The 20,646-nt window shown below is 74.6% G+C and carries 19 protein-coding genes; 9 read left to right on the plus strand and 10 right to left on the minus strand.

Translation table 11 applies throughout. The features are described from left to right. Positions 1-106: 106 nt before the first annotated feature. A complete protein-coding gene (locus IG64_RS22770; RefSeq protein WP_037859187.1) occupies positions 107-1,090 on the minus strand; it encodes an alpha/beta hydrolase in 984 nt (327 codons plus the stop codon). A gap of 145 nt (positions 1,091-1,235) precedes the next feature. Then, positions 1,236-1,799, minus strand: a complete 564-nt coding sequence (locus tag IG64_RS22775) for an NAD(P)H-dependent oxidoreductase (protein WP_037859189.1) — start codon at positions 1,797-1,799, stop codon at positions 1,236-1,238. A gap of 99 nt (positions 1,800-1,898) precedes the next feature. Between IG64_RS22775 and IG64_RS22780 the strand changes: the two genes are divergently transcribed. Continuing rightward, positions 1,899-2,579, plus strand: a complete 681-nt coding sequence (locus IG64_RS22780) for a TetR/AcrR family transcriptional regulator (RefSeq protein ID WP_037859273.1) — start codon at positions 1,899-1,901, stop codon at positions 2,577-2,579. A gap of 344 nt (positions 2,580-2,923) precedes the next feature. On the opposite strand, the gene IG64_RS22785 is transcribed toward IG64_RS22780, so the two are convergent. Together IG64_RS22785 and IG64_RS22790 are read right to left on the minus strand one after the other, a co-directional pair. After that, a complete protein-coding gene (locus IG64_RS22785; RefSeq protein WP_037859191.1) occupies positions 2,924-4,066 on the minus strand; it encodes an FAD-dependent oxidoreductase in 1,143 nt (380 codons plus the stop codon). A 76-nt stretch (positions 4,067-4,142) separates the two neighbouring features. Next, the gene (locus tag IG64_RS22790; RefSeq protein WP_037859275.1) at positions 4,143-4,832 is read right to left on the minus strand and encodes a TetR/AcrR family transcriptional regulator; all 690 of its coding nucleotides are present in this window, start codon (positions 4,830-4,832) and stop codon (positions 4,143-4,145) included. A 273-nt stretch (positions 4,833-5,105) separates the two neighbouring features. Here IG64_RS22790 and IG64_RS22795 point away from each other — a divergent pair, with 273 nt between their 5' ends. Then, on the plus strand, positions 5,106-6,146 hold the full coding sequence (locus IG64_RS22795; protein WP_078884159.1) for a LacI family DNA-binding transcriptional regulator: 1,041 nt from the start codon (positions 5,106-5,108) through the stop codon (positions 6,144-6,146). A 107-nt stretch (positions 6,147-6,253) separates the two neighbouring features. Here the strand turns inward: IG64_RS22795 and trxA are convergent, their stop codons facing one another. Further along, on the minus strand, positions 6,254-6,640 hold the full coding sequence (gene trxA / locus IG64_RS22800; RefSeq protein ID WP_037859194.1) for a thioredoxin: 387 nt from the start codon (positions 6,638-6,640) through the stop codon (positions 6,254-6,256). Positions 6,641-6,778: 138 nt separating this feature from the next. Here trxA and IG64_RS22805 point away from each other — a divergent pair, with 138 nt between their 5' ends. Continuing rightward, positions 6,779-8,209 carry a dihydrolipoyl dehydrogenase family protein gene (locus IG64_RS22805; RefSeq protein ID WP_037859196.1) on the plus strand — a complete coding sequence of 477 codons (1,431 nt, stop codon included), beginning with the start codon at positions 6,779-6,781 and terminating at the stop codon, positions 8,207-8,209. Positions 8,210-8,237: 28 nt separating this feature from the next. Here IG64_RS22805 and IG64_RS22810 read toward each other — a convergent pair whose 3' ends face one another. After that, positions 8,238-8,882 carry a peptide deformylase gene (locus IG64_RS22810; protein WP_037859198.1) on the minus strand — a complete coding sequence of 215 codons (645 nt, stop codon included), beginning with the start codon at positions 8,880-8,882 and terminating at the stop codon, positions 8,238-8,240. 64 nt (positions 8,883-8,946) lie between these two features. Here IG64_RS22810 and IG64_RS22815 point away from each other — a divergent pair, with 64 nt between their 5' ends. Beyond that, positions 8,947-9,441, plus strand: coding sequence for a BlaI/MecI/CopY family transcriptional regulator (locus IG64_RS22815; protein ID WP_051813243.1), 495 nt, complete (start codon positions 8,947-8,949; stop codon positions 9,439-9,441). A 6-nt stretch (positions 9,442-9,447) separates the two neighbouring features. Next, positions 9,448-10,377, plus strand: a complete 930-nt coding sequence (locus IG64_RS22820) for a M56 family metallopeptidase (RefSeq protein WP_037859201.1) — start codon at positions 9,448-9,450, stop codon at positions 10,375-10,377. 121 nt (positions 10,378-10,498) lie between these two features. Here the strand turns inward: IG64_RS22820 and IG64_RS22825 are convergent, their stop codons facing one another. The 4 genes from IG64_RS22825 to IG64_RS22845 form a co-directional block, all read right to left on the minus strand. Next, entirely contained in the window at positions 10,499-10,879 is a 381-nt protein-coding gene (locus tag IG64_RS22825) for a tetratricopeptide repeat protein (RefSeq protein WP_051813245.1), read from the minus strand. A 403-nt stretch (positions 10,880-11,282) separates the two neighbouring features. Next, positions 11,283-12,473, minus strand: coding sequence for a bifunctional class I SAM-dependent methyltransferase/NUDIX hydrolase (locus tag IG64_RS22830; RefSeq protein WP_037859204.1), 1,191 nt, complete (start codon positions 12,471-12,473; stop codon positions 11,283-11,285). Positions 12,474-12,505: 32 nt separating this feature from the next. After that, complete coding sequence (locus IG64_RS42345) at positions 12,506-14,011, minus strand: methyltransferase domain-containing protein (protein WP_078884164.1); 1,506 nt, start codon at positions 14,009-14,011, stop codon at positions 12,506-12,508. 362 nt (positions 14,012-14,373) lie between these two features. Further along, positions 14,374-14,976, minus strand: a complete 603-nt coding sequence (locus tag IG64_RS22845) for a TetR/AcrR family transcriptional regulator (protein WP_037859207.1) — start codon at positions 14,974-14,976, stop codon at positions 14,374-14,376. 87 nt (positions 14,977-15,063) lie between these two features. On the opposite strand from IG64_RS22845, the gene IG64_RS22850 reads away from it, so the two are divergent. From IG64_RS22850 to IG64_RS22865, 4 genes are all read left to right on the plus strand, one after another. Then, positions 15,064-15,957, plus strand: a complete 894-nt coding sequence (locus tag IG64_RS22850; protein WP_037859284.1) for an NADP-dependent oxidoreductase — start codon at positions 15,064-15,066, stop codon at positions 15,955-15,957. Between the two features lie 319 nt (positions 15,958-16,276). After that, a complete protein-coding gene (locus IG64_RS22855; RefSeq protein WP_037859209.1) occupies positions 16,277-17,422 on the plus strand; it encodes a low temperature requirement protein A in 1,146 nt (381 codons plus the stop codon). 184 nt (positions 17,423-17,606) lie between these two features. Continuing rightward, entirely contained in the window at positions 17,607-19,070 is a 1,464-nt protein-coding gene (locus IG64_RS22860; protein WP_037859212.1) for an aldehyde dehydrogenase family protein, read from the plus strand. Between the two features lie 7 nt (positions 19,071-19,077). Next, positions 19,078-20,487 (plus strand): MFS transporter, encoded by a 1,410-nt coding sequence (locus IG64_RS22865; protein ID WP_037859215.1) that lies wholly within the window; start codon positions 19,078-19,080, stop codon positions 20,485-20,487. Positions 20,488-20,646 lie beyond the last annotated feature (159 nt).

The raw sequence follows: 20,646 nt of genomic DNA on the forward strand, positions 1-20,646 counted from the left end.
TTTGCACGATGTTGGCAGACAACCGCGGCCGGTGACAGTTGTGTGCCCGAATCCGGGGCGGGCAGGGCTCCTCACCGGCCGTCGTGGACGCCCGGCGCGCGCGGTCTCACCCCCTCGCGAGCACCCTGCGCAGCCAGTCCAGCCGGGCGGTCCGCGCCGAGCGGGACAGGGCCGCCCCGGGGGCGAGGCCGTCGAAGCCGTGGAAGCCGCCCGGCCAGACGTGGAGTTCCGCGGCGCCCCCGGCCTGCCAGAGGCGGGAGGCGTAGGCGACGACCTCGTCACGGAAGGTCTCCGCGGAGCCGACGTCGAGGAAGGCCGGCGGCAGGCCGGCGAGGTCCCGGGCGCGGGCCGGCGCGGCGTACGGCGACACGTGCGGGCCACCGCGCCGCTCGCCCAGCAGGGCCGACCACCCCGTCTCGTTGGCCGTGCGGTCCCAGGGGCCGACGCCCGCCATCTGGTGGGCGGACGGCGTGTCGTTGCGGTCGTCGAGCATCGGGGACAGCAGCATCTGCGCGAGCGGACGCGGGCCCCCGCGGTCGCGCAGCAGCAGGGCCAGGGCGGCGGCGAGACCCCCGCCCGCGCTCGCGCCCACGAGCACGATCCGCTCCCGGTCGCCGCCCAGGCGCGCGGCGTGTCCGGCCGTCCACACCAGTCCCGCGTACACGTCCTCCACGGGCGCGGGGTGCGGGTGCTCCGGTGCCAGCCGGTACTCCACCGACACCACGACCGCGTCCAGTTCCTGAGCCCAGTCGAGGGCCGTGTTCACGCCGAGCCGGTTGTTCCCGAGGACCATGCCCCCGCCGTGCACGTGGTACAGCACGGGCCGCGCGGTGCCGGGCGCCGCCGCCGTGGGGCGGCAGACGAGCAGGGAGACGGCCGGGGCGCCCGGGGGGCCGGGGACCGTCCGGTCCGCCGCCTCGAAGGCGCCGCCCAGTGTCAGGTCCAGCGCGGCCGACAGTTCCGAGGCCGCGTCCCCGTCCCGCCGGGCGGCGGCGATGTCCTCGGGGGTGAGCCCGGGCCGGGCCAGGTCGCCGGCCTCCTGCAGTGCGGCGGCCAGCTCCGGGTCGAACGGGGGCGGGACCGGTTCCATGGCGTCTCCTTGCCGGGGTACGACGTGTACGGCGGCACGCCCGCTCGCGGACGCGCCGCCCCCCGTGTACCCGCCCGGGCGGGTGCCCCCGGCAAGGAGGGCCGGAGCCGCGCACGGCTCCGGCCCTCCCGGTGGTAAGGCTCGCTCAGGCGGCGATGACCTCGTCGGCGTGGCCGCGCAGGCGGGCGACGACCTCGGTCAGCTGGCCGGCGACCTCGGCGTCGTCCGCCGGGTGCGTCTCGGTGAAGCGCGTCACGGAGCCCGGGATGGAGAGCTTGATGTCCTCGATCACCTTGCCGCCGGCGATGCCCACGGCCTTGCGGGTGTCGTCGTGCGCCCACACGCCGCCGTACTGGCCGAGCGCGGTGCCGATGACGGCGACCGGCTTGCCGCCGAAGGCGCCGGCGCCGTACGGACGGGACAGCCAGTCGATGGCGTTCTTCAGGACGGCGGGGATGGTGCCGTTGTACTCGGGGGAGAAGAGCAGGAAGGCGTCGGCGGCCAGGGCGGCCTCGCGCAGCTTGACGGCGGCGGCCGGCACGCTGCCCTCGACGTCGAGGTCCTCGTTGTAGAACGGGACGTCGGCCAGGCCCTCGAAGACCTGGACCTCGGCGCCCTCGGGCGCGAGCTTCGCGGCAGCCTCGGCGAGCTGGCGGTTGTGCGAGCCGGCGCGCAGGCTGCCGACGAGCGCGAGAATGCGAACAGACATGGGGGACTCCAAGGGGTGAAACACTGCCGTAACCAACCGGACCGAGGTCCGTTTAATTTTCTACCAGATTAAACGGACCGCGGTCCAGTTGTGTTCCCCATGCTTTACGCTGTCTTCATGTCCAGCGCTCTGCCGCCCTTTCCCACGCCTCAAGAGCCCTCAGAACAACCGGTGTTGCTCGAACTCGGCGCCGGTTCGGACGAGCCCTGCCTGCGTGCCGACGCGGCACGCAACCGCGCCCGGCTGCTGGACGCCGCGGCCCGCCTGGTCGCGGAGCACGGCGCGGCGGGCGTCACGATGGAGGCGGTGGCGGCGGCCGCCCGGGTGGGCAAGGGCACGGTCTTCCGCCGCTTCGGCGACCGCACCGGACTGCTCACCGCCCTGCTGGACCACTCCGAGAGCAAGTTCCAGGCCTCCTTCCTCAGCGGCCCGCCTCCCCTGGGCCCCGGTGCGCCGCCCGTGGAGCGGCTGCGGGCCTTCGGCTGTGCCGCGCTGCGCCGCGCCGCCGACGACCTGGAACTGCAGCTCGCCGCGGAACCCTGTCCGGACCGCCGCTTCCTCGTACCGGCCCGCCGGGTGCGCCACGCCCATGTCGTCATGCTGCTGCGCCAGGCGGTCCCCGGTGCGGACGCCGAACTCCTCGCCCAGGCGCTGATGGGCTACCTGGAGGCCGCGCTGCTCCACCACCTGACCCGGCAGTGCCAGATGCCGATGGAGCGGCTCCAGGCCGGCTGGTACGACCTGGTCGACCGCCTGACGGGTGCCGGGCAGCCCGGCTGAGCCCCTTGGCCCCGTCTCCCGGGTCTCCCGGGCCGCGCCGGACGCCCGCCCCGGCCCGGGAGCCCCGCTGATCGCGTTTCCGGGCTTCCCGTGGGCGGTCCCCGGCCCCTGAAACAGGGGCGGGTCCTGCGCCCGGCGTCCGGTGTGCCCGCTCCAGGTCCGCCGGTGGCCGGCCGCGCTCAGAGCTGCGGACAAGAGTGGGCCCCGGCGGGCGATGTCCGGCACGCGCCCCCGCCGCGCTGCCGGAAGGCCCTGGCAGCTGCGCTCCAAGGACCTTCCGGCGCCTTGCGATCGCACGCACCGGACACCGCCCGCTGGCCGGAACCCGCTTTTGTCCGCAGCTCTCAGCCGTGGGCGGCGAACATGTCCAGCAGGCCCTGGGGCGCGTCCTCGCGGAACAGCAGGGCCGCGCTGTGCGCCGACTGTGCCGCCGACGCCTCGCTGCGCGGGAACATCCGCTCCTCGTACGCGCTCAGGGCGGCCTCGGTGTCATCGGGCCGGGCGGCGAGGAAACCGGCCAGTTCGGCGCCGTCGAGCATGGCGAGGTTGGCGCCCTCGCCGGCGAACGGCGACATCAGGTGCGCCGCGTCGCCCAGCAGCGTGACCCCGGGGACCCGGTCCCACCGGTGACCGACCGCGAGCGCGTGGATCCGCCGGGGCACCAGCGGGCCGTCGGCGTCGGCGACCAGGGACCGCAGGCTCTTGTCCCAGCCGTCGAAGTGGGCGAGGACCCGCTCCTTGGCCGCCTCGGTGTCGTGGAAGTCGATGCCGTCGAGCCAGTCCTCCGGCGCCTCGACGGCCACGTACACGTGCACGCTGCCGTCCGTCTCGCGGTGCGCGAGGAAGCCGCGGCCCGCACCCAGTGCGAAGAAGAACCCGTCGCCCACCACTCCGGCGGCGACCGGATGACGCAGATCGGCCTCCAGAAGGTCCGCCTCGACGAAGGACACGCCGCTGTAGGCGGGCCGCGCCGCGGAGACCAGCGGACGGATCCGCGACCACGCGCCGTCGGCGCCGACCAGCAGGTCCGTGGTGAACACCGTGCCGTCGGCGAGCGCCACCTCGTGCCGGCCACCGCCCAGCGGGCGTGCCCCGGTGACCTTGGCGCCCCAGCGGACGGTGTTCCCGGGCAGGGAGCCGAGGAGCAGGTCCCGCAGGTCGCCCCGGTCGATCTCCGGCCGGCCGCCGGTGCCGTCGTCGGGCTCGTCCAGCAGGACGACGGCGTGCCGGTCCAGCACGCGTGTGGCCTGGCCGCCGGGCAGGACGAGTTCCCGGAACCGCTCGTGCAGACCGGCGGCCCGCAGCGCCGCCTGGCCGGAGTCCTCGTGGATGTCGAGCATGCCGCCCTGGGTGCGCGCGGCGGGGGAGGCGTCGAGGTCGAAGACCGCCGCCTCGATGCCGTGCACGGCCAGCACCCGGGCGAGCGTGAGCCCGCCGAGGCCGGCGCCGATCACGGCGATGGGATGGTGGGCAGGTGTGGTGGGCACGTGGGTTCTCCTCGGGTCGGCGGGGGGAGGGGCGGGGCTGCGGGGGACCGGGGCGCGTTTCGCGGTTTCGTCGCGGTCAGTCGGGCACCGGCGTGTGCTCGATGCCGCTGATCACCGCCCGGATGCCCCAGGACAGGCGCTCCTCGGGCGTCCCGGCCAGCAGGGGGGCGGCGAGGGCGGCGATGTGCGGGTGGGTGGCGGCCGAGGCGCCGTGCACGGCGTCGGTGAGCGCGTCCCACTCCTCCTGTCCGCCGGTCCGTCCTTCGTACGCGGAGTGCTCGGCGGCCGTCGCCGTCGCGTGCTGGAGCAGCAGGTCCACGCCCCACGCCGCGCGGGCGGGCGGCACACCCCCCTGCCCGAGCAGGGCGAGCAGGGTCTCGATCAGGTTCAGGTAGTGCGGTCCGCTCGGCCGGGCGGTGAGCGCGGAGCGGGCGAGGCCCGGGTGCTCGTGGAGCATCGCGGTGTACGCCGTGAGCACCCGCTCCAGCCGCTCGCGCCAGTCGCCCTCCTCCGGCGCGGGGGCCGCTTCGACCGTTCCCAGCAGCTCGTCGAGGACGGCCGCGTGCAGATCGGCGGTGTTGCGCACGTACACGTAGAGGGAGGCGGGACCGGTGTCGAGCTCCTGGGCAAGGCGCCGCATGGTCACCTTCTCCAGTCCCTCGGCGCGCAGGACGGCGACGGCGGCGGCCACGATGCCCTCCTTGCTCAGGGCGGGCTTGGCGGGACGGTCGCGGCGGCTGCGCGAAGCGCTGGGATGTGCTGTCACGCTCACACGGTACCGAACATGTTCGTTACGAACAAGTTCGTCACGAACATGTTCGGGCCAGGATGGCGACCGCACGCTCGGCATCCGCCACCAACCGACGGGCGGCTTCCCCTCGTTCCCGTCCGCTCCCGGGCGAACGGCTTCCCCGAGTTCCCGGCCGCCGACCCGCTTCCCCCTCGTTCCCGGCCACCCCCGTCCGCCCCGGCCGGGAAGTCCGGGAAGCCTCCCCCGCACATCGGGCCCCGTCCCGCTTCTGCCAAGATGCCGTACGTCATGGTGCAGATTCCGCAACCCGCCGCGCCCGCATCGACGCCGGCACCGCGGCACTCCGTCCCCACGAGTGCCGATGTGGCCCGCCTGGCGGGCGTCTCGCGCGCGACCGTGTCCTACGTCCTGAACGACACCGGCGCCGTCCGCATCAGCGAAGCCACCCGCCGCCGGGTCCGCGCCGCCGCCGAGGAACTCGGATACGTACCCCACGCCGCCGCGCGCAGCCTGCGCGCCGGACACAGCCGTGTCGTCCTGATGCCCACGCCGGCCATCCCCATGGGGCCGCTGTACAACGGGTTCGTCAACGAACTCCAGTGGGCGCTCGGCCGCCTCGACTACACCGTCGTGCAGCACGCCGGCAGGGGACCGCGCGGCGAGGAGACCGCCCGCGCCTGGGCCGAGTTACGGCCGGTCGCCGTCCTGGTGCCCGGCTCCATGATCGGCCCGGAAGGCGTCGCGGTGCTCCGCCGCTCGGGCGCACGGGCCGTCGTCACCCTGGGACCCGAACCCGTCGACGGCGCGCACGCCCTCCTCATGGACCACCGCGGCGTCGGCCACCACGCCGGCGCCCACCTGCACAGCCGCGGCCGGCGCCGCATCGGTGTCGTCATGCCGGAGGAACCCGGCCTCGACGTCTTCTCCCGGCCCCGCCTGGAGGGCGTACGGCGCGCCCTGCGCGGCACCGGCGCGACCGTCACCGAACTGCCCCTCGGCTACGACGAGGAGTCGGCCGCCCGCCTAGCCGCCCGCTGGCGCGCGCTCGGCCTGGACGGGGTCTTCGCCTACAACGACGAGTACGCCATGCTCCTGATGCGCGCCCTCCAGGACGCGGGCCTGCGCATTCCCGAGGACACGGCCGTCGTCGGCGCCGACGACCTGATGCTCGGCAGGCTGCTGCGGCCCCGGCTGAGCACCGTGCACATCGACCTGCCCGCCGGCCGCGACCTGGCCGCCCTCGTCGACCGCGCCGTGCGCGAGCCGGGCGGCGAGCCCGAACGGCACGCCGTCCTGGGGGCGGCGGTGGTCCACCGCGAGTCCAGCTGACCGCGCGGCTCAGGACGACGACGTCCGGGAACGGCGGCGGGGGCCCTCCCCCACCCGGGAGGGCCCCCCCCGCCACCACGACCGCCGCCGGAGCAGGTCACCGGCGTCTACTCGCCGGACTGTCCCGCCTGCGCCTGCTGCTCGGCCACCGCCTTGCGGACCTCGTCCATGTCCAGCTCACGGGCCTGCCCGATCACATCCGCCAGAGCGGCCTCGGGCAACGCGCCCGGCTGCGCGAACACGGCCACCTGGTCACGGACGATCATCAGCGTCGGGATCGACTGGATCCCGAAGGCCGCCGCCAGCTCCGGCTGCGCCTCCGTGTCCACCTTGCCGAAGACCAGGTCGGGGTTGTCCGTGGCCGCCTTCTCGTAGACCGGGGCGAACGAACGGCACGGCCCGCACCAGGACGCCCAGAAGTCGATGAGAACGAACTCGTTCTCCGTGACCGTCCGGTCGAAATTCTCCTTGGTCAGCTCCACGGTGCTGCTCATGGCGTGTCCTCTTCCTGGTGTCGGGTTGAGCCGTCCGCACAACACGGCCGACCCTACGGGCTATTCCGTGCGTGCAACGCAGTGCTCCGCGCGCGTACCCATGTGGCCTGCGGGCACACCACCCACCAGACTGACCCCATGACGGAAACGGAAACCCTCACGTACGACGTCGTCGTGCTCGGCGCCGGCCCGGTCGGCGAGAACGTGGCCGACCGCACCCGCGCCGCAGGCCTGTCCACCGCGATCGTGGAGAGCGAACTCGTCGGCGGCGAATGCTCGTACTGGGCCTGCATGCCCAGCAAGGCACTGCTGCGCCCGGTCATCGCCCGCGCCGACGCCCGCCGCCTGCCCGGACTGAGCCGAGCCGTGCAGGGACCGCTGGACACGGCCGCGGTCCTCGCCCGCCGCGACGAGTACACCTCGCACTGGCACGACGACGGGCAGGTCGGATGGCTGGACGGCATCGGAGCGGACCTGCACCGCGGCCACGGCCGGCTCGCGGGCCCGCGCACCGTGACGGTCACCGGTCCGGACGGCGCGCTCAAGACCCTGACCGCCCGGCACGCCGTCGTCGTCTGCACCGGCACCCGCGCCCAGTTGCCCGACCTGCCCGGTCTCGACGAGGTCAGGCCGTGGACCAGCCGGGAGGCCACCAGTGCCGAGAAGGTGCCGCGGCGGCTGATCGTGGTCGGCGGCGGTGTGGTCGCCACCGAGATGGCCACCGTCTTCCAGGCCCTCGGCTCCCAGGTCACCGTGCTGGTGCGCGGCAAGGGACTGCTGCCCCGCATGGAACCCTTCGCCGGTGAACTCGTCGCCGACGCGCTCACCGAGGCGGGCGCCGAGCTGCGCACCGGCACCTCCGTGGAATCCGTGACCCGCGAGAACGGCACCGTCGTGGCCGTCACCGGCACCGGCGAGCGCATCGAGGGCGAGGAGATCCTCCTCGCCACCGGACGCGCCCCGCGCACCGACGACATCGGCCTGGACACCGTCGGCCTGGAACCGGGCTCCTGGCTCACGGTCGACGACACCCTGCGGGTCGAGGGCACCGACTGGCTCTACGCCTGCGGCGACGTCAACCACCGCGCGCTGCTCACCCACCAGGGCAAGTACCAGGCCCGGATCGCGGGCGACACCATCGGCGCCCGCGCCGCCGGCACCGCCTCGGGCGAACCGGCCCCCTGGGGCCCGCACGCCGCCACCGCCGACCACCACGCCGTCCCCCAGGTCGTCTTCACCGACCCCGAGGCCGCCGCCGTCGGACTGTCGCTGGCGGAAGCCGAACAGGCCGGCCACCGGGTCCGCGCCGTCGACGTGGACCTCACCTCGGTCGCCGGTGCGGGGCTGTACGGCGAGGGCTACCGGGGCCGCGCCCGCATGGTGGTCGACCTCGACGAACGGATCCTGCGCGGCGTCACCTTCGTCGGCCCCGGCGTCGGCGAACTGCTCCACTCGGCGACCGTCGCCGTCGCCGGGCGGATCCCCGTCGACCGCCTGTGGCACGCCGTCCCCTCGTACCCGACCATCAGCGAGGTGTGGCTGCGGCTGCTGGAGGCCTACCGCGGCTGAAGGGGCCGCGGCAGGCCTTCGGGCCCGGTCAGCGCAGGGGGAAGCCGAGGGCGCGCGCGGCCTCCTCGGGCGTCGGCTGCGCCCACCGCGCCGCCATCGCCTCGTTCGACGCCAGCGAGCGCAACTCGGCGCGGTCCAGGTACAGGGTGCCGTCGAGGTGGTCGGTCTCGTGCTGCACGATGCGGGCGGGCCAGCCGGTGAACACCTCGTCCACGGGGTGCCCGTGCTCGTCGAGCGCCCGCACACGCACCTCGGCGTGCCGGGCCACCACCGCCTGCCAGCCCGGCACGCTCAGGCACCCCTCGAAGAACGCGGCCCGCTCCGCGCCGACCGGCTCGTACGAGGGGTTGACCAGCACCCGGAACGGCAGCGGCACCCGGCCCCGGGCCACCCGTACCTCCTCCGGCACCGGTGCCGGGTCCTCGACGACCGCGATCCGCAGCCCCACCCCGACCTGCGGGGCGGCCAGGCCCACACCCGGCGCCGCGCGCATGGTCAGGCGCAGCGCCTGCGTGAACCGGGCCAGCAGCGCGGGCTCCAACTGGCCGTCGAACGGCTCGGCGGCGCGTCGCAGCACCGGATCACCGGCCGCGACGATGGGCAGTGGACCGTCGGCCGACAGGAGTTCCTCGACCCGCTCGGCGAGGGGGGTGGGCGCACTGGGAGAAGCCATCGCGCCAGCATGCCACGGAGTGAAGTAGCGTGGTCCGGCACGTCGACGCCGGAGGGAGACGGACATGGCGCCGCAGGACCGGCGGACCCGGCGAAGGCAGGGGGAACTGGAGGGCCAGGTGCTCGCCGCGCTCCGGGAGGCGGACGGCCCCGTGACCGCGGCCTGGGTGCAGGAGCGGCTCGGCGGAGACCTGGCCTACACCACCGTCGTCACCATCCTGACCCGGCTGCTCGCCAAGGACGTGGTCTCCCGCGAGCGCCGGGGCCGCTCCTTCGTCTGGACGCCGACGGCGGACGTGGCCCGGCTCGCGGCACTCAGGATGCGCCGCCTGCTGGACGGGGAACGCGACCGCGAGGCGGTCCTCGCCAGCTTCGTCACCGCGCTGCCGCCCGGCGACGAGCAGGTTCTGCGCGCGCTGCTGGAGACGGCGGACGAGGACGAGCGGCACGACGAGGGCGAGCGGGACGGCGAGGAAGATCCGGACCGCGAGGACGGGCAGGACGCAGGGGGCGGGCCGGGCGGAGCGGAACAAGGGGACGGAGAGGACGGAAGGGACTGACACCTGATGGGGGTCTTCGTCTTCCTGCCGCTGGTGCTGCCGCTGACCGCCTGGCCGGTCGCCCGGCTGGCCGAACTGCACCTTCACCCGCGCACCGCCACCCGGCTCCTGACCGCCGTCGCCGTCGTGATGGCGGCGTGCAGCACGCTCTGCCTCGTCCTGCTCATGGTGGTCGGCACCGCGCAACTCCCCGGCAACCCGCTGCCGGACGGCTGGGCCGACCCCGAGGTCAGAGCCGCCGTGCCGTACGACGGCGTCGCCGGCCGCGCGGCGATCCCGGCCCTGGCCGCGGTCACGGCGGCCTGCGCCCGTACGCTGTGGCGCCACCGCCGGGTGACCCGGCGCGCCCGCCGGGCCCTGACCGGGCTGCGCGGCTCCACGGTCGCGGTACTCCCCGACAGCACCCCGTACGCGTACGCCCTGCCCGGCGCGCGCGGGCGGATCGTCGTCACCACGGCCCTGCTCGACGGACTCGCCCCGGCCGAGCGGCGCGCGCTCTTCGCGCACGAGCGCGCCCACCTGGCGGCCCGGCACCACCGCCATCTGCTCGCCGTCCACCTGGCGGCGCGCGCCAATCCGTTCCTGCGCCCGCTGCGTTCCGCCGTCGCCTACACCGCCGAACGGTGGGCCGACGAAGAGGCCGCCCGCGCGGTCGGCGACCGGCGGACGGTGGCCCGGGCCATCGGCAGGGCGGCGCTGCTGTCGGCCACCGCGCCGGCGCCCACGCTCGCGGCGCTGGCCGCCACCGGCCCGGTCCCGCGCCGGGTGGCGGCGCTGCTGGCACCGGCGCCCGCCGTCCGGGACTGGCCGCCGGCGTTCACGGCGGCCGGCGCCGCGGCGTGGGGAGCGGCGGCGGGCACCGTGGTGTCCGCGATGTCCTCGGCGAACTCGGCGGTCACCCTGTTCCTGGTCCTGCAGACGGCGACGCCGCTGTAGGGCCAGGGGAACATCAGGGCCGTGGGCCGCCCACCGGTGGGCCCGGCCCACGGCCGCAGACCGGGCCCACCCGCCGGCGCGGCCCGGGTCACGGCAGGCACGTCACCCGCCGGGGGCTGCGTCACCCTCCGGAGACCTCACCGTCGGCCTCGTCGGCGGATCCGGCGAACTCTCCGGCGAGGGCCGAGGCGAGCCGCAGGTGGGTGGCGGCCTCCTCGTGCCGCCCCTGACGCTGGAGGGTGCGTCCCAGCATCAGCCGGGCGTAGTGCTCCACCGGGTCGCGCTCCACGATGACGCGCAACTCGGCTTCGGCGCGGCGCAGTTGGGCGGAGTGGTAGTAGGCGCGCGCCAGCAGCAGCCGCGGGCCGGTCTGCTCCGGCACCTCCTCGACGAGTCCGTTCAGCACGCGCGCGGCACCGGCGTAGTCCCTGGCGTCGAAGAACATCCGTGCCCGGTCCCAGCGCTCCGCCGGGGCCCCGTGGTCGTAGTACTTGGTGTCCACTGGTGACCTCCTTCGAGGCCCACAACGGAACCAGGTGATTGAAAATTCCACTAACGCTGCCAGGGGTGCCCCAGGGGCGGCGGCCGGCGACGACCGGTCAGCTCCTACCACCCGCCGGCGGGACCGGTTCGGTGGGACTCCGGGGCCGCCGCACCTGTCCGTACGCCACCACAGCCGCTGCCCGCCCGGCCGGCCACCGCCGGCTCCGGTCCCTGCCCGGCACGGACCAGCGCGCAGAGGAGAGGACCGCCCGCCCCGGGCACGCGGGAACGGCACGGGGCCGTACCGGACCGCCAGGACTTCGGGGCGCTGGGCCGCGCCGGGTCCGGCGGCCCTGCGGCCGGCCCCGCTGCCCCGGCCGTCGTCAGGAATGCCGTGCGGCCCGGTGGGAGGCGGCCGGTGTTCAAGGAGCGGTGCCGGTGCGGGGAGGCGGCCGGAACGGGGTGAAGTGGGCCGGGGTGTGGTCGATCGGCAGGTCCGGGCGCCAGGCGGTGAGGATCTGGGCGCTGCACACGAACAGGCCGTCGGGCAGGCGGTCGAGCGGGTACCAGGCCCAGTCGCCGACGCTCTCGTCGGGCCGGGTGGACGGCGTGCCCTGCCAGGCGTCGACCAGGGCGCCGACGGTGAGGCGGACGACGTCGTCGACGTGGTCGACGAGCGTGCCGAGGAGGGTGACGTCCTCGGCCCGGGCGCGCAGCCCGGTCTCCTCTGCGAGTTCCCTGACCACGGTCTGTTCGAGGGATTCGCCGGGTTCGACGGTGCCGCCGGGGAGTTCGAGCGTGCCGTGCCGGTGCCGGCCCAGGAGCACGCCGCGTTCGCTCAGGACGACGGCACCGACACCGATGGCCGCGTGCGGCGCGGGCGGACGGGCGGTGCGGGGGCGGCTGGAGAGGCGCGCCGGCCGGTCCGGGAGGCGGCGCGCCCGGATCAGCTGCTGCACGACCGGCGTGCCGCGGTCGGGACGGCGCAGCAGTTCGACGGCGTCGACGCGGAAGCCGTGTCCGGTGAGCAGGTCCTCCCACAGCCCGGGTGCCAGGACCCACATCAGTGTGGACAGGGGCGGGTCGTCCCCGCGCTGGACCGTCTGCTCGCGCGGCCGGACCGTCGTGGACGGGCCGTGGCCGTGCAGGTCGGTGTGGAGGAGCGACAGGATCAGCGGTGCTCCGGGCAGCAGTCCGTCGCGGAGTGCGGGCAGGACGCGGTGCGGGTCGATGAAGGCGAGGGTGCCGACGGCGTACGCGGCGTCGAAGGGCTCGGCGCTCCGCAGGTACTCGACCACGTCACCTCGTACGAACTCCACGCCCGGCACGTCGGCGTGGGCGGTGACGGCCCGCTCGTGCTGAGTGGGCGACAGGTCGATCCCGGTGACCCGTGCGCCGAGGTCCCTGGCCAGGTGCACGGCGTGGTGCCCGGCCCCGGAGCCGATGTCCAGGACCCGCCGGCCGGCGAGCGGCCCCAGGATCTCGTCACCGGGGCCGACACCGTCCCAGGGGGACCAGTTCATCTGCCGGGGGACGGGCGGCACGAAGGCGCGGGTCAGTTGGCGCTGTCCGTAGACGGTCCAGGCATCTGCGTTGAGGTCCTCGGCTGACACGGGAACTCCTGGTGCGGGAGGGGGCGCGGGCATCAGACGGGGTCGGTGACGAGGTAGTGCGGGCCGTGGCCGGTGCGGGCCCGCTCGACGGCGTCCAGGCGGGCGAAGGGGCCCTCGCCCATCAGGCGCCGCCATGCGCCGAGATCGTGGACGGCCCACAGGTCGTGCTCGCTCGGGTCGAGGCGGATGCGGCGCAGTTGCTCCGCGGTGAGGCAGCCTCCGTCGAAGATGAACCCGATCTTGCCCAACGGCCAGTGGGGGCCGGGATGCATGTAGTGCGTCAGCAGGAGGCGGGGCCGGCCCTGACCGAGGACGAGGCCGGTCTCCTCGGCCGCCTCCCGGTGTGCGGTCTCCAGCGGGTCCTCCCCGGCGTCGGTGGTGCCGCCGGGGAACTGCCACAGCCGGTCGCCGTACACCGAGCGCAACTGGACGGGCCGCTCGTGCTCGTCGCGGACGTACAGGCCGGCGTACACCGTGTGGTGCGGCACCGTGGTGACGTACTCGGCCGGTGTCATGGGCAGCGGGCGGCCGGGGCGACCGGGGCGGTGGTCGAACTCGAAGGCCAGGACGCCCAGTCGTTCCTCGGCGGGCGGGTAGAGACGGCGCAGGGTGCCGAGCAGGCCGGCGGGTGCCGCGTCGGGGTCGATGCGCCGGGGGTCGTGGGCGGCGAGCAGTTCCTCGAAGCCGCTGTGCTCCGTGATCCGCCGTACGACGACGTCGAGTTCCCGGTCGCTGCCCCGGTCGTGGAAGACGATCGTGTCGCCTTCGGTGACGGCCCGCTTCGCGGGTGTGCCCACGCGGACCTCGATCGTCTTGCGTCCGGCCTCCACCTGGCCGTAGAAGCGGGGCAGCAGACGCATGTGCCGGTGCCGCGCCCCGTCCGTCACCACCGGGGTGGTGGCGGACGGTGTCGGGGTGGCGGACGGTGGCGTGGTGGCGGGGGAGGGGCCGGTGTCCCGCGGCCGCGGGGTGCTTCGGGCGAGCGGCCCGCGCAGGACGACGACGCCCAGGTCCTCGCTGTCGTACCGCTCGGCCGCCGACCAGCCGGCCCGCAGGCGGGCGAGTTCGTCCTCGCCGAGCGCGGTGTCCCGCCGCTGCGCCGGGGCGGCGGCAGCCGGCGCGGCGATGAGCACCAGCGCGCCGCCGGGGCGCAGACGGCGGCCGAGGGAGTGCAGGGTGCGCGCCCGGCGGGTCAGGAACGGGTGCACGAACCGGAGGGTGATGAGGTCGTAGCCGTCGGCGTGCAGTGGGTCGCAGTCGTCGTTCTCGATGTCCAGGCGCAGCCATCGGGCGGCGGCCGGGTGGGCGGCGGCCGCCTCGGCGAGGGCGTGGCCGGACCGGTCGACGGCGTCGACGCGGTAGCCGAGCGAGGACAGGTACGCGGCGAGTTCGCCGGTGCCGCACCCGACGTCCAGGGCCCGTCCCCCGGGCGGGGCGGGGACGAGGCCGGAGAGCAGCGTGCGTTCCCCGGCGCCGAGCGGGCGGCAGCGGCGGCCGTCCGCGTGATGGGTGTTCCCTTCCTCCTGCGTGGTGGACACGACGGGCACGGTCCCTTCTCGACAGGCACGGACAGGAGCGGGCCGGGCCGGGAGCGAGCCCCGGAACCAGCCGAGCGGGTACCTGCATTGTCGGACGCGGAGACGGACGAACGGGGGGAGTCGGGAAGAACGCGTGGATGTTCCCCGGCGTGAAGGTGGTCGGGCGGGCGTGCGGTGGGCGGTGCGCGCCCGCTTCGGCAGCGGGCCGGGCGCGGTCGTCCAGGACGGCCGCCCGCGGTCGTTGAGGACCTGGATCGCCTGCGCCGGACCACGGCTGACCATGAGGTACGGCCGGGGCGGGCGGCAGGCCTGTCCGAGGTGTGCAGGAGCGGGGGCGGGCAGGTGACGCCGAGGCCGGGGCGTCAGGCTTCGATCGAGGTGCCGGCCACCGCGTGGCCGGTGGTCTCCCAGGCCGCCTCGATCATCCGGAAGACCTCGTCCACCGCGGCCTGCGGATCCTCCGCGTCACGCGCCAGCGAGAAGGCGTCGATCACGAACCTCGCGATCGACCGGCACGCCGTGGGGGTCCCCGGCAGGCCGAGATCGGCGGCGACGGCCGCCGCCAGCGACTCCGCGTGGCGCAGCCGCATCGACTGCTCGTACTGCCGCAGGGCCGGCGACGCGTCGATCATGCGCCAGATCGGGGCGGCGCCGTCCGCCGTGCAATGGCGCACCAGGGCGTGCATCTCGCGGCGGAGCGCGGGCATGAGCGGCTCTCCGGGCGCCCGGTCGGTGACCGCCCGGGTGAGGCGGCGCTCGAAGTCCTGGTCCTGCTCGAACACCAGGGCCTCTTTCGAGGGGAAGTGGGAGAAGAGCGTGGTCACGGCGACGTCGGCCTCGGCGGCCACGTCCCGGATGCCCACCGCGTCGTACCCGCGTTCCAGGAAGAGCCGCAGGGCCGTGTCGGCGATCTTCTGGCGTGTGGCGGCCTTCTTGCGCTCTCGGCGTCCGAGCGGCTCGGTCATGGGCTGATGCTAGCAGATACGTAACAATAACTGCTACAGAAGCGTAGCTGTTCTAAAAAGCTAACCGTTAGTGCTATGTTCGGTCGCATGAAGAGAGTGAGCTTCGCCGAGTTCGGCGGTCCGGAAGTCCTGCGCCTGGAAGATGCCGAGGAGCCCCACGCGGGCCCCGGCCAGGTGCGCATCGCTGTACGGGCGGCGGGTGTGAACCCCGTCGACTGGAGGATCCGTGAGGGGCAGGTCCTCAAGGCCCATCCGATCGAGCTGCCCTCCGGAGTCGGGCTGGACGCCTCCGGTGTGGTGGACGAGGTCGGCGAGGGGGTCGAAGGGGTCGAGGTGGGCGACCACGTGTTCGGGGAAGGTGCCTCCACCTACGCCGAGTTCGCGGTGCTGTCGGCCTGGGCCCGGATGCCCGAGGGCCTGACGTTCGAGGAGGCGGCCGGGTACCCCTCCGTGGTGGAGACCGCGCTGCGCGTCCTGCGTGAGGTCGGTGTGCGGCCCGGGCAGACGCTGCTGGTCAGCGGCGCGGCCGGGGGAGTGGGATCGGCGGTCCTGCAGATCGCCCGCGACCGCGGCATCACCGTGATCGGCACGGCCGGGGCCGCCAACCAGGACTACCTGCGCGGCCTGGGCGCCCTCCCCACGACGTACGGCGAGGGGTGGGCCGAGCGGGTGCGGCGGCTCGGCCGGATCGACGCGGCCCTCGACCTGGCCGGCTCGGGCGTCATCCGCGAACTCGTCGAGCTGACCGGGGACCCGAACAAGGTGATCTCCATAGCCGACCTCGACGCGCCGCACTACGGCGTCCGCTTCTCCGGCGCGCCCGGGAGCGTGCCGGACGCGCTCGCCGAGGCCGTCGCCCTGATCGAGCGGGACAGGCTCCACATCCCCGTCGAGAAGACGTACTCGCTCGCCGACGCCGCGGCGGCGCACGTCGACAGCCAGGCCGGCCACGCGCGCGGACGCCGGGTCCTGATCGTCTGAGCCGGCCCCGCGCACAGCCACCGCCGGCGACCCGGGAACTCGCCGACGGTGGCGCGCGGCCCCTGCCGGGGCGCCCGGCCGACGGGAGGCCGCTCCCCGGCCAAGGTCCGGCAGGGACACCCAGGGGCGAGGGCCGGCTGAACCCTTGGCGCTCCCTTGCCGTCCCCGGTGAGTTGGGACAGACGGCCCACCGACTTCCCGCAATGCCCCGCGCCCACCGCGCGCCGGTCCGCCGCGCACCCGGCCGCTGTACACAGTCAGTGCTGCAATCCGTGATTCCTGTCGCAGGTCCGTACGCCGAGAGGAAGCTGGTGCAGCGGTGGCCGAAGTCATTGCCCGGACGCGCGTCGACGTGCGTGACCGGGCCACATGGACGGAACTCTTCTACGACCTGGTGCTCGCCTTCGGGGTCGGTCAGGTCGCCCACGTGCTCGCCCTGCACCCCGGCTGGTCCCGGCTGGGCGGCTGCCTGCTCGTCCTGGTGCCGCTGTGGTGGGCGTGGGTCGACGTCGTGATGGCGATGAACGCCGTGCACGAGACCACCCTGCAGCGGGTGTTCCTGCTCCTGGCCGGCCTCGCCACCTACGGGATGGGCATGTCCGCCCAGCACGCGCTGGAGAGCAGGCCGGAGGCGCTGCTGTACGCCGGAAGCTACCTCGCCCTGCGGCTGCTGATAGGCGAGGCGATACGGCGTGAGTGCGCCGTCTACACCATCCACCCCTACCGGGCCGGGCTCGCCTTCGCGCTGGCCCTGTTCGGGGTGACCGCGCTGCCGGACCAGATGCGCACCGCCGGGTGGACGGTCGCCGTGGTCGCCGAGATCCTCGCCCCGCTCGTCCTGAGCGGCCATCTGCGGCAACTCGCCTTCGGCGTCAACCATCTCCCGGAACGCTTCGGCCTGTTCATCATCATCGCCCTGGGCGAGAACGTCGTCTCCGTCGGCGCCTGGGTGGGCGGACGCCACCTCGGGTCCACGGAACTGGCGGCCGTGGCCCTCGCGTTCCTCACCGGCTGCGGACTGTGGTGGCTCTACTTCCACCTCGCCGCGTCCGCCGTCGCCTACGCTCTGCGCTCCCATCCGACGCCCGCCGTCGTCGTGCGCGACGTCCTCAGCTACGGCCATCTCGTCCTGGTCTGCGGGCTGTTGCTGGTGGCCGTCGGCGCCGAGCGGATCGTCGCTGCGCCGACCGTGACGCCGTACCGGCTGGCCGCGGGGCTGCTGCCCGTCGGCGCCGCCCTGTTCACGCTGACCTTCTGCTACACGCGCCGCCGGATGTTCGGCGCCGCCTCCGTGACCCGCTTCGCGGGCGGGCTCGCGCTGCTCGGCGTGGCGGTCGCCGCACCCCTGGTGCCGGGCCTGGCCACGCTGGGCGCCGTGGCGTTCGTGCTCGTCGCCGTCAACGGCCTCGAACACTGGCTGCTGACCGGCGGCCGGCACGTCCCGCTGATCTTCGTCAAGCACTGAGGCCGGCGGGGGGGCGGGCACAAGCCACCGCCAAGTGGCCAGGTCCGCACGGCGACTTGACGCAATGTGCCGGCCCCGCCCCGCCGTCCGGCGGCCGTCTCGCGGCCGCCCCTAGCTTTCTTGCGTACCGGCCGCGGCGCGCGGTGCGCGGCAGTCCTGCATCCGTTCGCGAAGGAGTGGTCCGATGACGATCCCAACGACCCAGGCCGTCGGCGACGGCTCCCTGTTCATCGACGGAAAGTTCCAGCCCGCGGACTCCGGGGAGACCGTCCAGGACATCAACCCGGCGACGGAGCAGCCGATATGCGAGGTGGCCTGGGCCGGGACGAGTGACCTCGACCGGGCCGTGCAGGCGGCGCGGCGCGCCTTCGACGTGGGGCCCTGGCCCGCGATGCCCGCCAAGGAGCGCGCCCGCCTGATGCTGCGCGTGGCCGACGGCATCGAGGCCGCGGGAGAGGAACTGGCCCGGCTGGAGACGCTCGACGTCGGCAAGCCGATCACGTTCACGCGCGGCTTCGACGTCCGGGCCGCCGCCGAGATCTTCCGCTACTACGCCGGGATGGTCGAGCAGCTGGAGGGCGCCGCCCGCCCGGCGGGCGCCCGCTCGCTGCAGTACACGCGGCGCGAGCCCCTCGGCGTGGTCGGCGCGATCACCCCGTTCAACTTCCCGCTGAACCTCGCGGTCAACAAGATCGCCCCGGCGCTCGCCGCGGGCAACACGATCGTCCACAAGCCCGCCGAGCAGACCCCGCTGACGGCCCTCGCGCTCGCCCGGATCATGGCCGAGGCCGGGCTGCCCGAGGGCGTCCACAACGTCGTCACCGGCGGCGGCGCCGAGGTCGGTGGCGCGCTCGTCGAACACCCCGGCGTCGACAAGATCTCCTTCACCGGCTCCACGGCCACCGGCAAGCGCCTGATCGCCGCCGCGGCCGCGACCCTGAAGAAGGTCACCGTGGAACTCGGCGGCAAGGGCGCCAACATCGTCTTCGGCGACGCGGACATCGAGGCCGCCGTACAGGCCGCGTTCCAGGCCGGGTTCTTCAACACCGGCCAGTTCTGCATGAGCGGCTCGCGGCTGCTGGTGCACCGCTCCGTGCACGACCAGGTGGTGGAGGCGCTGACCGGCGTCCTGGGCGCGATACCGGTCGGCGACCCGCTGGACGAGACCACCGTGCTCGGCCCGCTGGCGCACCGGCAGCAACTGGACAAGGTCGTCGAGTACGTCGGCATCGGCCGCGAGGAGGGCGCCACCGTCGCCTACGGCGGTGAGCGCGGCCACGAGGGGCCCGGCTACTTCCACCAGCCCACGCTCTTCACCGGCGCCCACCCCCAGATGCGCATCGCCCAGGAGGAGATCTTCGGCCCGGTCGTGACGGTCCTGCCGTTCGACACCGACGAGGAGGCCGTCGAGATCGCCAACGGCACGCCGTACGGGCTCGCCGCGGGCCTGCACACCCGCGACGTGCGCCGCGCCCACACCGTGGCCGCCCGGCTGCAGGCGGGGATCGTCTGGGTCAACACCTGGGCGGCGTTCGAGAACTCCACGTCCTTCGGCGGCTACAAGTCCTCCGGCTACGGCCGCGAGCTGGGCCCCGAGGGGATCGAGGAGTACCTGCAGTACAAGACCGTGTACGTCAATGTCGATTGAGGTAGAGATGTCCGACCAAACCCGCCCCGGCGCCCTCTCCGCCGGGCTCGTGCTGGGCGCGTTCCTGGCGCCCAGCGCGCTCGGAATGTCCGCGACGCCCATCGCGCTGCCCGCGCTCGGCGACAGCCTCTCGGTGGCCTCCGGGGCGACGGCCTGGGTGCTGGCAGGCTACACGCTGACCCTCTCCGTCGCCTCCGCCCTCGCCGGCCGTCTCGCCGACATCCGCGGTCTGCGCATGCCCATCATCACGGGCATGGTGCTGCTGCTCGCCGGCACCGTCCTCGTCGTCGCCGTCCCCTGGTTCCCGGCCGTCATCGCGGGCCGCATGCTCCAGGGCATCGGCGGAGGCGTCGCCGCCGTGCTCTCCTTCGGCGTCGCCAACCGGCTCTTCACCGAACCGGGCGAACGCGGACGCACCATCGGCACGATGGGCGCCGTCGTCGGCATCGTCTCCGGTGGCGGCGCGCTGCTCGGGGGCGCCCTCACCGACCTCATCGGCTGGCAGGCGGCGCTCGCGCTGCCCGGTCTCTCGGCGATCGCCGCGGTCCGGGTGCTGCGCATCGCCCCCGCCACCCAGCCCCGCCCCGAACGCCTGGACGCACGCGGCGCCGTGCTCTGCCTCGCCCTCGCCGCGGCCCTGGCGGTCCTCCTCCAGGCCCGCACCACCCACCTGAAGGAGACCCTCGTCCTGGCGCTCGCGGTGCTCGCCGTCGCGCTGGCCGCGGCCACCGTGTGGCACGTGCGCCGGGTGCCCGACGGGTTCCTGCCGCGCCTGGTGGTGAGCAACGCCCGCTTCGTGCTGGCCGCCGCGGCCGGGTTCACCCTCTTCGCCGGTTACCTCATCATCCAGTTCGCGGCGCCCCGGCTGATCCTCATGGACCACGACCTGAGCGTCACCCAGATCGGCCTGATCCTGCTGCCCACCGGTGTGGTCAGCGCCGTCCTCTCGCGGACGGCCGGCGGCCTGGCCCACAAAGTGGGCCCGCTGCGCCTGGTCACCGCGCTCACCGTGCTCAGCGCCGCCGGGCTGCTGCTCGCCGCGTTCGCCGGGCGCCAGCCCGTCGCGCTGGTCGTCGCGGTCGCCGCCTGCGTGTCCGGGTTCAGCGCCGGCCAGGTCGCCCTGATGGCCGCGGTGCCGCACCTGGTCGACAGCTCCGTGCACGGGGTGGCCGCCGGTGTGTTCCAGCTCGTGTTCATCACCGGCGGCTCGCTCGGCTCCGCCGCCGTCGGCGGCATGGTCGGCGCGATGAGCCTGTCCACCGCGATCGGGGTGCTCGCCGTGGTACCGCTGATCGGGCTGGCGGCCGCCGTGGCCGCGGGACTGCTCGTAGCGCGGCGGACGCCGGGGCAGGCCCCCGTGGCGGGCGGCGCCCGCGCGGCCGTCACGGCGGAGAACCCGGCCCGCGCCACCGGCTGACGCCCGCCCCCAACCCCCGCTGCCGTTCCCGGAGTCCGCTCCAGGGGCGGCAGCCCTTTTTGGCCCGGCCGCCCGGGCGGCGCCGCTCGCAGCTCACCTGACGCGGTCCGCCTAGAGCAGTCACCCACCCAGCTCACCGAAGAGCTTCCCCGAAGGAGC

The organism is Streptomyces sp. NRRL S-340 (genome assembly GCF_000720185.1).
Classification (GTDB): Bacteria; Actinomycetota; Actinomycetes; order Streptomycetales; family Streptomycetaceae; genus Streptomyces.